The sequence below is a fragment of the Tumebacillus flagellatus genome (assembly GCF_000714935.1).
GTDB classification, from domain to species: domain Bacteria; phylum Bacillota; class Bacilli; order Tumebacillales; family Tumebacillaceae; genus Tumebacillus; species Tumebacillus flagellatus.
Genome location: NZ_JMIR01000027.1, coordinates 23951 through 36801 on the forward strand (window position 1 = coordinate 23951; position 12851 = coordinate 36801).

Annotated in this window: 11 protein-coding genes; 5 read left to right on the plus strand and 6 right to left on the minus strand. The window is 56.5% G+C overall.

Annotation, left to right across the window (positions count from 1 at the left end):
- Positions 1-17 precede the first annotated feature (17 nt).
- Positions 18-974 carry an MBL fold metallo-hydrolase gene (locus tag EL26_RS16155; RefSeq protein WP_038091166.1) on the plus strand — a complete coding sequence of 319 codons (957 nt, stop codon included), beginning with the start codon at positions 18-20 and terminating at the stop codon, positions 972-974.
- A 117-nt stretch (positions 975-1091) separates the two neighbouring features.
- On the opposite strand, the gene EL26_RS16160 is transcribed toward EL26_RS16155, so the two are convergent.
- The 6 genes from EL26_RS16160 to EL26_RS16185 form a co-directional block, all read right to left on the minus strand.
- Complete coding sequence (locus tag EL26_RS16160; RefSeq protein ID WP_052036484.1) at positions 1092-2801, minus strand: methyl-accepting chemotaxis protein; 1710 nt, start codon at positions 2799-2801, stop codon at positions 1092-1094.
- 162 nt (positions 2802-2963) lie between these two features.
- Positions 2964-3524 carry an RNA 2',3'-cyclic phosphodiesterase gene (gene thpR, locus EL26_RS23970; RefSeq protein WP_052036485.1) on the minus strand — a complete coding sequence of 187 codons (561 nt, stop codon included), beginning with the start codon at positions 3522-3524 and terminating at the stop codon, positions 2964-2966.
- A 67-nt stretch (positions 3525-3591) separates the two neighbouring features.
- The gene (locus EL26_RS16170; protein WP_038091168.1) at positions 3592-4314 is read right to left on the minus strand and encodes a phosphocholine cytidylyltransferase family protein; all 723 of its coding nucleotides are present in this window, start codon (positions 4312-4314) and stop codon (positions 3592-3594) included.
- Between the two features lie 14 nt (positions 4315-4328).
- Positions 4329-6170 carry an aminotransferase class V-fold PLP-dependent enzyme gene (locus EL26_RS23975; RefSeq protein ID WP_052036486.1) on the minus strand — a complete coding sequence of 614 codons (1842 nt, stop codon included), beginning with the start codon at positions 6168-6170 and terminating at the stop codon, positions 4329-4331.
- Positions 6171-6180: 10 nt separating this feature from the next.
- Complete coding sequence (locus EL26_RS16180) at positions 6181-6903, minus strand: CDP-alcohol phosphatidyltransferase family protein (protein ID WP_081857269.1); 723 nt, start codon at positions 6901-6903, stop codon at positions 6181-6183.
- 188 nt (positions 6904-7091) lie between these two features.
- A complete protein-coding gene (locus EL26_RS16185; RefSeq protein ID WP_038091170.1) occupies positions 7092-7580 on the minus strand; it encodes a GAF domain-containing protein in 489 nt (162 codons plus the stop codon).
- A gap of 210 nt (positions 7581-7790) precedes the next feature.
- Here EL26_RS16185 and EL26_RS16190 point away from each other — a divergent pair, with 210 nt between their 5' ends.
- The 4 genes from EL26_RS16190 (at position 7791) to EL26_RS16205 (ending at position 12812) form a co-directional block, all read left to right on the plus strand.
- Entirely contained in the window at positions 7791-8654 is an 864-nt protein-coding gene (locus EL26_RS16190; protein WP_038091171.1) for an AraC family transcriptional regulator, read from the plus strand.
- A gap of 3 nt (positions 8655-8657) precedes the next feature.
- Positions 8658-9482, plus strand: a complete 825-nt coding sequence (locus EL26_RS16195; RefSeq protein WP_052036488.1) for a transglutaminase-like domain-containing protein — start codon at positions 8658-8660, stop codon at positions 9480-9482.
- The gene (locus EL26_RS16200; protein ID WP_038091172.1) at positions 9483-11927 is read left to right on the plus strand and encodes an excinuclease ABC subunit UvrA; all 2445 of its coding nucleotides are present in this window, start codon (positions 9483-9485) and stop codon (positions 11925-11927) included.
- Between the two features lie 129 nt (positions 11928-12056).
- Complete coding sequence (locus EL26_RS16205) at positions 12057-12812, plus strand: tRNA threonylcarbamoyladenosine dehydratase (RefSeq protein ID WP_038091174.1); 756 nt, start codon at positions 12057-12059, stop codon at positions 12810-12812.
- Positions 12813-12851 lie beyond the last annotated feature (39 nt).

Consider the following 12851-nt stretch of genomic DNA (forward strand, 5'->3'; position numbering starts at 1 on the left):
ATGAGGTGATTTCCAACATGAAAACGACTCCGCAAGATCTCGGATACGGCGTTCATTTGATCGATTTGGAAGAAGGCGGCGAACTCGGCCGCACGGCGGCGTACATCGTGCGCGGCGAGAGCAAGACCGCGCTGTTTGAAGTCGGTTCTTCGCACGCGGCGCAGAACATCCTCGACAGTTTGGACGTGCTCGGCATCAAGCCGGAGGAGATCGACTATGTGATCGTGACGCACATCCACCTCGACCATTCCGGCGGTGTGGGCTACATCCTGCCGAACTTCCCGAACGCGACGGTGCTGTGCCACCCGCGCGCCGCCCGCCACCTGATCGACCCGACGCGATTGATCGCCGGGGCGAGCGCGGTGTACGGCGACGACTTGGAGCGCATCTTCGGCAAGATTTTGCCGGTGGCAGAGGAGCGCGTGCGGGCGATGGAAGACGGCGAAGCGCTCGACCTCGGCGGGCGGACGCTGACGTTTTACGACTCGCCGGGACATGCGCGCCACCACTGTTCGATTCACGACAGCGGCTCGCAGGGGATCTTCACGGGCGACACGGTTTCGATCCGCTACGTGCCGGAGTTGACGGGCTGGGACTTCACCTGCTTGTTCCCGTCGACCTCGCCGTCGGAGTTTGACCGGGAAGCGGTGTTCCGGACGGTGGAGAAACTGCGGGCGTTGAACCCGGAGCGAATCTACCACACGCATTTCGGGGCGACGGAACCTGCTTCGTACGCGTTTGAGCGGACGCTTCGAACGGTCGCCGACTACGACGACTTCGCCCGCGAGATGTTCCGTCCGGGGCTCCCGTGGGAAGACCTCGCCGAACGCATCCGCGAGTACATCCGCACCGACCTCGCCGCGCACGGTCACCACGTGCACGACTTGAGCGGCATCGAGCTCGACATCCGCCTGAACGCGCAAGGCTTGCTGTTCGTGCTGGAGAAGGAGCACGCGAAGAAGCAACAAGGGTAAGAACAGAGTATGAAAAAAGACCTGCTCACGGGAGCGGGTCTTTTTTTGAGTAGAGCCTGCCAAACAGGCAAGTAAGACCCGCCCATGCCTGAGCGGGTCTTTTTTCGTCGTTTGCAGTTAGTACGAAAACTTACCGACCAGCCGTTGAAGTTCTTCCGCGAGTTTCGCGAGCGTAGCGGCGGACGTCGCGATCTCTTCCATCGCCGCCAACTGTTCTTCGGCGACGGCCGAGGCGTTTTGCGTGCCGGATGCCGCCCCTTCGGCGACTTGCGAGATCATCTCAAACTGCTGCGCCACTTGCACCGTGCCCACCGACATCTGCTGCGACGCCGCCGACACTTCTTGGATCTGCTGCGCCACTTCGGTGACCGATTCGAAGATCTGCTCAAACGAAGCGCCCGCTTCGCTGACAACAGAGATGCCGGTCGCCACTTCCTGCGTGCCTTTTTCCATCGAAAGGATCGCGAGATTCGTCTCGTCCTGAATCGCGCGGATCAACTCACCGATCTCTTGCGCCGACGCGCTGGACTGCTCCGCCAGTTTGCGAACTTCGTCCGCGACCACGGCAAACCCGCGCCCTTGCTCCCCGGCGCGCGCCGCTTCAATCGCCGCGTTGAGCGCCAACAGGTTGGTCTGTGCCGAAATCGACGTGATCACGCCGATGATTTCCCCGATCTGTTCCGAACGCTTGCCCAGTTTCTGCACGACGCCGGACAGCTCCTCAATCGTGCTGTGAATCGAATTCATCTGATGAACCGCCGAACGAATCGCGTCATTGCCCGCCGTCGCAATCTCCGACGTCCGGTTTGCCATCTGCGAAACATGGTTGGCGCTGGACGCGATCTGCTGCGCTCCCGAAGACATCTGATCCATCTCCGCCGCACAGTCGTTGACGCTGCGCACTTGATGGTCCGCCCCTTCGGCAATTTCCACGATGGTGCCGGAAATTTGCTCGGTCGCCGCCTTGGTCATGTCGGCCGACGCGTTCAGCTCTTCCGACGACGACGCCACTTGCTCCGCCGAGATCGCAATCTGCTCCACCAGCCCGCGCAAGTTGTCGACCATGCGGTTAAACGCGCCCGCCAAGTCGCCGATCTCGTCGTTGTTTTTGATGCGAAGATGCTTGGTGAGATCGCCGTCCCCCGACGCGATCTCTTCCAGTTGCGCGTTGACGTTGCGAATCGGCGTCAAAATCGTGCGGATCAAGACGAACGTGAGGATCAGCGCGGCCGCCACCGCCAGCGGGCCGATCACCCAAATGTAGAGGCGGGCATGCTGGGTCGCGGTCTTGCTGTCTTCCCATGAGTCGGCGGTCAGTTTTTCAATGTCCGCGTTGATTTTGGTGTAGAGCCCGCGGAAGTTATCCATCGCTTCTTTGCCGTCGTTGATATGCGTGCGCGCCGCTTCCACTTGGCCGGTTTTGACGAGGTTGATCTGGCTTTGGAAGTACAGTTTCAACTTGTCGATGTGCGGCATCGCCTGCACTTCGACGAGGTCCTTCATGATCGGATGATCGCCCTCATGTTGGCGGATCGTCGCCAAATCTTGATCCAGTTGGGCGAGGCCGTTTTGGTACGGTTCCAGGAAATCGGTTTGGCCGGTGATCACATACCCGCGCACGCCCGTTTCCATATCGACGAGATCGGTCAACAGATTATGCGCCGCCGTTCCGGTCGGTATCGAATCGGTGACGATCGTGTTCGTCTGCTGCTCCAACTCTCCGAAAATCTGATAGCAAGTCACACAGATGAAGATCAGAAAAAACACCACAATGGAGTTCGTGACCCCTGTTCGAAGCCGCAGCGGAATCCGCATTTTCTTCTTCATAAACCCAATCACCTTCCCTTGCTTGAATTCATGTCTCTTTCTTGATCTGGTATGTACTGCTTTTGTCTAACTTCGACACGGCGCGAGGCGAAACCTTCCCCCTTCCACGCAAAAAAAAGCAGGCCGAGGGCTCTCCGCCCCGCCTGCTTTTCACTTCCTTTTTTACTTCTGCAAGGAAAACGTGTGCCGAATCGGATACTCCGGCCCCGACGGGCCCGTGGAGACCGATTCGAACAGATGCACGCCTTCGACCCGCCAACGCAGCCCGGACGGCGGATTGCCTGCCGATTCGGGACGAAACTTGGCGTCGGCGCTGCGCAACCGCCCCAGCGTAATGTGCGGACGGTACTCGCCGTGGTTGAAACCCTCCACGTCAAACGAGGTCGAAAGCGCCGTGACGACGCTCTTCTGCAAGCGTTGCAACGCCTCCATGTCCCGATCCACGCCGCACCAAACGACTTTGGCGCGCGCAAACCATCCGACATGACCGAGTTCCAGTTCAAACGGCGCGTGCCCGGCGACGGCGGGTTCCGCCAACTCGATCAGCTTCGCCACTTGCCCGCCGTCGAGATTGCCCATGAACTGCAAGGTGAGGTGCATCTGCTCCGGTCGGTACCAGCGTTTGAGATCCAAGTGCGGCTCCAGCCGTTTTTGCAGGGAGATCAGTTCCGGGCCGCACACGTCCGCCGGAACTTCCACTCCGAGAAAGTAACGTCCTGCCATTCGCGTTTCCCCCGATCCCTGATGTACATAGCCTGTACAACGTGATTGCAGAGAGTGCAGAGATGCTTTACGCGAAAAACTGCTTGGCCCGTTCCAAGTCGTTGTGGTCGTCGACTTCCACCCAACGCAGATCGCCGACGTCGACCACGCCGAGTTTCCACCCTTCGCGGATCAACTCTTGGAACGCGCGCTCGTAGTATTCGTTCAGTTCGCCCTGCTCGACCAGTTTGGCGAGGTGGTCGACGATGCTCGGCACGTCCTCGGCGTTCATCTTGCACAAGCCGAGCGATTCGCCCAAGCCCCGCTCCACAGAGATCTCCTTGCTCAGTTCCGTGACATGACCGTGCTCGTCGAGGACGAACTTCATCGCCTCTTCGTCGAGTTTCGACTGCATATCCACCGCCAGATGGCTGTGCGGATGAGCCGCCACGCGTCGGAGAATCTCGTTGTCGAGCAACAGGTCGCCGTCGGTCAGCACGAAGCCGTCACGCAGGAACTCTTGCGCGCAAAGCAAGGTGTAGCCGTTGTTCGTCTCGTCATAGCGCTCGTTGTGCACGAGGCGCACGGGCGTGTTGTGGTTTTGCGACCAAGCGTCCACAAACGCCGCGATTTGGTCGTGCAGGTAGCCGGTGATCAGAACGACTTCGGAAAAAGCGCCCGTCTCTTCGGCCCCTTCCAGAAAACGCTCCAAAATCGACTTGCTCCCGACCTGCACCAAGCATTTCGGCATGGTGTCGGTCAGCGGGCGCAGGCGCGAACCGACGCCTGCTACTAGGATAACCAGTTTCATTGTTCTCTCCACTCCTATTCGCGAGCTGCGGCCGCTTCAGCCGTTGCGTCGCTTTGCTTCATCCGGAATCCGCGCTCCATCAGGTCGAGGAACGCCAGCACATGCTCTTCGCGGACATGGCCGATGTTGGCGATTTGGAACGCGCGGCCGAGCAGCGGGCCTTTGCCGCGGTAGATGACATAGTTGTGCTGTTTCACCCATTCGTGGAACCCTTCCACGTCGACGCCCGACGGGTAGTACACGGTCGTCAACACGCGGGACATCCGGGATTCCTCGATCGGGAAGCTCATGCCGAGTTTCTTCAAGCGGTTGCGGATCAGCGACGACAGGTAGCCGTAGTGTTGCATGCGCTTGTCCAGCGTGTCTTGGAGCAATTCATCAAGCGCCGTTTCCAGCGCGTAGAACAGCGAGACGGCCGGCGTGTTCGGCGTTTGATAGTGCAGTTCCTCAAACTCATAGTGACGGTAGAGATCGAGGTAGCGGGTGTGCGCGGGCTTGCCTTGCAGCGCTTGGAAAGCGCTGCGCTTGCCGCAGACAAACGCGAGGCCCGGCAGCGACGCGAGCGCTTTGTTCGCCGAGGCGGTGCAGAACGTGATGTTCGCTTTCTCCACGTTCAACGCTTCGGCGCCGATGGAAGACACAGCGTCCACGAGGAACTCGACGTTGTGCGCTTTGAGCAGCGCGCCGATTTCGTTGATCGGGTTGAGCATGCCGGTCGACGTTTCGTGGTGCACCATCATCAACGCGTCGAAGTTGCCGGTTGCGACCGTCTCTTCGATTTTGACGAGGTCCATCGGTTTCGTCCAGCCGAATTCCAGCGCCGTATAGGTCAAGTTGTGGCAGCGTGCGAGGTCGATCAAGCGGTTGCCGAACTCGCCGTTGGAGAGAATCAGCAGGTTTTTGCCCGGCCCGTAGGACGAAAGCAGAGCTTCGTTCGCTGCGGTGCCGGAGCCGGTGAGGATGACGTTCGTATAATCTTGCGTCGCGCCGTAGACTTTGTTGAGCTTGGCGCGGCAACGGGTGAGAATTTCGATAAATTCCGTCTCGCGGTGGCCGATGTCGGCGTGCAGGAGCGCGGATTTGACTTTTTTGGAGACCATGACCGGGCCCGGACAGAGCAAGACTTGCTCGGAGACCTGCGGAGCTGCGTGTTCTTCTCTTTTTTCCGTGAAGAGGCGAACGGCTTGCAGGTAGTCGGTCACGAAGTCGATTTCGATCCAAGTGTTCTCCTCGACCGGTTGCAGCACAAACGGATGCGCGGCGGCCATCTCGTTGAACGCTTCCTCGTAATAGCCGTCCTTGTGCTTCTCAAGCCCTGCAAAAAACGCCTCATTCGCGTCCGCATTCACATACGCGATGCCGACGAACTCGCCTTGGGAGCGGTCGGAGGGGATGTTTTTGTTCAGGTAGACGTTGCCGTTCTCGACGGTGACTTTCATCTCTTCCGGTGAGGAAATCGACTTCGCTTCGTAGAGCAGCGTGTTCGCCGTCAAGTTCAGCAGAGCTTCAAACACCGCGTCTTCCGCGACCACGTCGCCGTCGAGCAGGAAGAACGAGTCGTTTTGCACAAATTTCGCGGCCAGCCACGCGGAGTACGCGGTGGACGTGGTTTTGTAACGGGCGTTTTCGACGATGTGCACGGTGACCGGCGGGTTCGACGCCGCGAGATGTTCGCGGACCGCTTGGCCTTCGTAGCCGATGACAACGGTTACTTCCGTGACGCCGAGGTTCGCCAACTGGCGAATCTGGCGGGAGAGGATGGTTTCCGAACCGATCGGCAACAACGCCTTGGGAAGAGTTTGTGTAATCGGGGCCAATCGTTCGCCGTCGCCGGCTGCAAGGATGACTGCTTTCATGCCCGAGACCTCATTTCATAGAAAAATAGGATTTCCACGCTTTCAGCGGTTTGTAGATCGCAAACAGAGCAGAGATCACGACGATCCCGACGAGCGTCCAGTACCCGCCGACGATTGCGCTCGCCAGCACAACGAACGCGTACTGTTCGTCGATGGAGAAGTCGATGACGAATTTGCGGCGGCCCGCGGTCGGACGGCCGAGCACCGGACCGACAGACGCAGCCGCTTGCTGATCAGCGCCCGGCTGCGGGATGGCGCGGTTCATCTGGCCGTAGTACTCCAAGAGGAACAGGAAGAACAGCGCGCCGAGCGCCCAGAGATAGACGGACGTCGCGCCGTCGTGCGTGCGCGAGTAGCCGAGCGCGAGCGTCGTGACGTACGCGAATTCCTTGATGCGGTCGCACATCTGGTCGAGCCAGCCGCCAAACGGACTCATCTTGCCCGTGTGGCGCGCCAATTGTCCGTCGCACCAGTCGAGGACGTACGAGACATAGAGAATCACAGCGCCGAGAATCAGTGCTGCCGTCGAGCCTTGGTAGAAAAAACCGCACGCGGTCAAGCCGAGCACGAGCGAAATCAACGTCATATGGTTGGGGTGCAAACCGAGACGCGCAGCTGCGTCTGTGACCGGAATCGACAGCCACGTGTAGCACTTTCCTAAGTAATAGTTGCTGTACTTCGTCACCGACTCGATCTGCCGGTATCTCTCCCGCAAACTCATGTTAAATTCCATCCTCCCGGTATTTCAAAAGTCTCGTAGAATTTTTACAAAAAAAGACTTGATTCCGATAGATTTCACATTCCAGCATACATCCAAACGGAGCCAAAAACAACATCAAAAGCTTGGCATCATCACGCGAAAAAACCGACCTCCACCCCATGTGGAAGTCGGCGATTTATTTCCTAAGCAATAATGAGAACTTAGGCTTGAATGTGTTTCACGAGCGCTTGCACGAACAGCTCAAGATATTTTTGGTCCAGTTCGTCGAAGCGGTCCGGGATCGGGCTGTCGATATCCAGAACGCCAAGCAACTTGTCTCCCTGAACGATCGGCACCACGATCTCCGAACGGGAAGCGGCATCGCAGGCGATGTGTCCGGGGAATGCATGAACATCCGGGACGACGATCGTTTCGCGCTTGGCGGCCGTCGTGCCGCAGACCCCTCGGCCGAGCGGAATGCGAACACAGGCGGGCAGACCTTGGAACGGGCCCAACACCAGTTCGTCGTTCGAATCCAGAAGATAGAAGCCGACCCAGTTGATCTCTTGCAAAAACAGATTCAACAACGCCGAAGCGTTCGACAGGTTGGCAATCAAATTGGTCTCGCCCTCAATCAGAGCTTCCAGTTGGCTGATGACCAACGCGTAATTTTCTTCTTTGGTACCACTGTATGCTTGAACGGAAAACATGAGATTCCCTCTCTTCCTATGTATGTACTTGAACAAAGTATACGCTACGATTGCACAGGTTTCCAGAACTGAAGTTCTTGTGACGCTTCCTCTCCTGTCCGGCAATCGGTGGTACAATTTAGCAGCGAAGAAGTCTTGCAGTTTTGTGCATGAAAAGCTAGGACAATGCAACGCACTCACGGCTATAGTAGGAGTCAAGGAGGATCAGGAATGGATTGGCTTGGGAAAATGAACGGTGCGATACGTTATATCGAGGAGCATCTGACGGACGAGATTGATACGGCTGAAGCAGCAAAAATCGCTTGCTGCTCTGTCTATCATTTTCAACGCATGTTTTCTTTCATTACGGATGTTTCGCTCTCGGAGTACATCAGACGGAGGAGACTGACGCTTGCTGCGTTCGAGTTGCAAACGACGGATCGCAAGGTGCTCGATCTGGCTCTGAAGTACGGGTACGACTCACCGGAAGCTTTTACTCGCGCGTTTCAAAACCTGCATGGAGTCACGCCGACGGCGGCTCGCAGACCGGGAGTCCTCGTCAAAGCCTATCCCCGAATGACCTTTACGATGAGTATCCAAGGAGATGTTGCCATGAAGTATCGGATTGAAGAAGTTGGATCGTTCTCCGTGATCGGTGAAAAAAACCGAATCAACATGCACGAGGCATTCGAAGTCATTCCACCCCTTTGGGAAAAAGCGAACCAAAACGGCCTGATGCAGACACTCATCGATCTCCTTTGGTCGCAACCTCCAACGACTCCTCACGGCATCTTGGGTGTATGCGCCAATGGCAACTTTGGCAACAACGAAGCGTTCGATTATTATATCGGTGCCATTTCGGACGGTGAGCCGCTTGCCGGCATGGAGAGTTTACAGTTTCCGGAGAGCGCGTGGGCGGTATTTGAAGCGTCTTCACCGGCAGAAGTTCAAGATATTTGGAAACGTGTCTATACAGAATGGGTTCCCACGTCAGGATATGATCTGGCGAATCTCCCCAGCCTTGAATGTTATTGTCCGCCGGGTCATCAACCTGTCGCCGAAGTTTGGGTCGCCATTGAGAAAAATAATAGGTGAAACATGGACATTCAATCTCACGAACGATACACCAACTTTACTGTGGAGACCGACCCTGGAGAGTTCTCTACCCTCTTCGAACCTCTCCCAACAGATTTGACTGAATTATGCACCTATGTGAAACGACAATTCATTCACCCGAGTCAAACATCACAATTTCGTCCCGCATTGGATCCAGCCATGCGGGATGAAGACCCTCTGTATGACGGGGTGCAGGATTTGTTGAAAGAATTGCTCGCACGTCATCCTGAAGGGCTGACGCTTGACAGGATGCCTGCAGAAAGGTTGATCGTCTCCTGCCGGTTTCACGCCTTGCTGCTTGCTTCTATCCTGCGTTACAAAAATATACCTGTGCGATGTCGAGCAGGCTTTGCACGCTATCTGTCTGAAAGGAACGACAAGTACGTGGATCATTGGGTATGCGAAGTCTGGTCCAAAGAGTTGAGTCGATGGATCTTCGTCGATCCGGACCAACAGATCGTCGACATTCCCCCGGATGATTTTCTCACGGCGGGTGATGCTTGGTTGCTCTGTCGCTCCGGTGAATGGAATGCCAACGTATTCGGGATCAAGCGGTCGTGGGGACTCGGGCGAATTCGTACCAACCTCTGTCTGGACCTTTGGAACGTCCTTGGGACTGAACCAAGGTATTCAGACTTGCCCCCGATTTGCGAAGTGGAGATGAGCCGTATGAAAACGCACGATTTGCAGATGCTGGATGAGCTCGCCCTCCTCTTACAAGATGTTGACTACGAATGGGACAACGTAAGAGCACTTGCATCCGCACAGCCGAAACTGCAAGTACCTTCAGGGCGAGGAGGTTTCTAGATGGATCAAATTGAGGTTGCCGGGGCGCGGTTGCACAATCTCAAGAACGTGAATGCCGTCATCCCCAAAAAGAAGTTCGTCGTGGTGACCGGCGTGAGCGGATCGGGCAAATCGAGCTTCCTTCTCGATACGCTCCATCAAGAGAGCCAACACCTCTATTTGCGAGCTGCGGGCCTCTCGCACAACTTCAGCCAAGCGGACTCGTTTGATCTGATTCGCGGCCTGAGCCCGACCATTGCGGTGGAACAGCGCATCGTCGGGAACCTTAATCCGCGCTCCGTCGTCGGTACTTCGACTCGCCTCTTGAACTTGCTCGCCCTCGTCTATGCGAATGAGGGGGAGTCGCTCGATGCCGCACACCACGATCGCAGTGAATTTACCCCCGGGATGTTTCTGTTCAATTCTCCCCACGGTCAGTGCCCTGAATGTCAGGGGCGTGGATCTGTGATGCAGGTGGACTGGCAAGCAATCTTTCCAGACAGAAACGCCTCTCTTGAGGAGTTGCATCGCTTTGCGTACTTTTATCCCAAGAAGAAATTCGAAGATAAGGCCTATATTGAAAAGCGGCTCGTGAATTTTGGAGAACGTTTCGGTGTCACCGCGAGCACGCGTTTTTCTGATCTCTCCTCAGAAGCTCAAGACGTTTTTCTAACCTATAGGCCGCCCCGTTCCCGTTCGAAATCACAACCGCAGCTGATCTTCTACGGGATTCACACTGTGATGGAAGAGCGCCTCAAGCGAGGGGAGGTAAAAGTTCCGAATCTGCAAACGGCGAAGCTGTGCCCCGCCTGTGAGGGGCATCGCATTCAGGAACGAGCGATGCGCGTCCGGTGGCATGGTGCTCATATCGGTGATCTAGGCAGGATGGAAGCTTCGGAATTGCAGGCGTTCATCCGCAACGTTCAGAATCACCGAGACAAACGCGATGTCACGAGCCGCATTCTCCATGAAATCTTGAAAACGCTGGATGCCCTGCAACTTGTCGGTCTCTCCTACTTAACGCTCTACCGCGAACTTCCGACGTTGAGCGGCGGTGAACTCCAACGCCTGCACATCATGCTGCAGTTGACCGCGAAGTTCGATTCCGTCATCTACATCTTCGATGAGCCGACCGCCGGGCTGCATGAAACGGAAAAGTCCCAAATGATCAGCAGTTTCAGGCAGCTTCGTGATGACGGGAATACCGTCATCGTGATCGAGCATGACGAGCAGGTGATCAGAAGCGCCGATACGATCCTCGATTTCGGTCCAGGGGCGGGTCGCTTAGGGGGAACGCTCCTCTACTCCGGTTCGCTCGACGGGTTCCTCGCCCATGAGACCTCCCTCTCCGCAGCATCCCTTCGGTCGAATTCATGGCCGCCGAAGAGCTATTCATATGACAGCAAGGAGACCAAATCCCGCTTCACGATAAGCGATGCCCGTACCCACAATCTGCAAGGAATCACCGTCGATGTTCCCTTACACTGTATGATCGGGGTCTGCGGGGTATCCGGAAGCGGCAAGAGTTCCTTGATCCTCGACTCGCTGTTGCCGAAACTTGATGAACAGCTGGCACGCCGTGGTGCCGGTCCCGCTCCCAAATCGGACTTGCTTCCCGAATCGGACGGCGAGGAGAGCGATCAAGTGCTCGTGAGGTCGGTTGCGGAACTGTCTGATGCACCGGATCTAGACGGATACATTGTCGTGACACAGAAGTTGCCGCGTCGGTTTGAGACCTCGTGCGTCGCGACTTTTTTAGGTGTCTGGGATGCGATTCGCAAGGTGTTTGCCGCGCAAGAGAGCGCAATTCGTCTAGGACTGGACGCTGGTGCATTTTCGTTCAATTCGACGGGAGCGTGTTCGCAATGCGGCGGGAGCGGGCACACCAAACGCTGGATGGGGAACCTCCTGTTTCGAGATCTCTGCACCCTCTGCGATGGTGCACGCTTCCATGCGGAGGTGCTCCAAGTGCGGCATCGAGAGAAGTCGATTGCGGACATTCTCAACCTGTCCGTGGAAGACGCTCAGTGTCATTTTGAAGAACATCCAAAGATTCGCAAGATGCTCGGAACGCTCGTCGAGATTGGAATGGGTTACATCTCCATGGGGCAAAGCCTCACGACGTTGAGCGGAGGCGAGACGCAACGGCTGAAGCTCGCAAGGGAGTTGGTGAAGGGCAACCCCGGACATTATCTGTACGTGTTGGACGAGCCGACGGTTGGACTCAGTCGTTACGACACCGAAAAGTTGCTGATCTTGCTGAATCGATTGGTCAGCAGCGGGCATTCCGTACTCGTGATTGAACACGATCCGTACGTGCTGTCCTTCTGTGATCACCTGATTGAACTTGGACATGGCGGAGGAAGTCAGGGTGGACGCTTGGTTGCAACTGGAACACCCTCTGAGCTAAAAGCCAACGTTGCTTCGGTAACAGGACGTTATCTCATGTCGTCTCCATCTACGTAAGGTCCTCGTCAAATCAGGCAAACTGAAGAAGTCACGAATCCAGTATCCTGATCGCTTTAATGGAGGATTGAATTATGCTATGCTTGGAGAATCTAGAGATATTATCATTCAAAGGGGTTTCGAACCAATATGGCTTTGCATCGGTATTCCCGCACAGAATTGGTTATCGGGCCGGAGGGCCTGGAGAAATTGAAAAACAGCACGGTCGTCGTGCTCGGCATGGGCGGCGTGGGCTCGTATGCGGTGGAAGCGCTTGCCCGCAGCGGCGTCGGCCGCCTCGTGCTTGTGGATAAGGACGACGTTGACATCACCAACATCAACCGTCAAATCCCCGCTCTCACCCACACGGTCGGCTTGGACAAAGTCGATGTCATGGCCGAGCGCGTCAAGCAGATCGACCCGGAAATCGACGTGGTTCCGCTCAAGATCTTCTATCTGGAGGAAACGAAGGATTCGATTTTTGAATACAACCCGGACTATGTTGTCGACGCCATCGACACGATCTCGGCGAAGATCCTCGCCATCGTCGAGTGCAACAAGCGCGGCATTCCGATCGTCTCTTCGATGGGCGCCGCGAACAAAATCGACCCGACGCAGTTCCGCGTCATGGACATCTCCAAGACCAAGATCGACCCGATCGCCAAGATCATCCGCCGCAAGTTAAAGGACTATGGCATCTACAAGGGCGTCAAAGTCGTCTGCTCGCTGGAAAACCCGCGCAAACCGCGCGAGGACGTCACCGACCAGATCGTCCCGCAAGCCGTCAAGGAAGGCGAAGCACCGCGCAAAGCGAAAAACCCGCCCGCGTCCATCGCTTTCGTCCCGCCGGTCGCCGGACTGACGCTCTCCTACGTCGTCGTCACCGACTTGGTCGGCATCAAGTAAGAAATCCACCGCCCTGCCCGACAAAAAAGGAACGCGCCC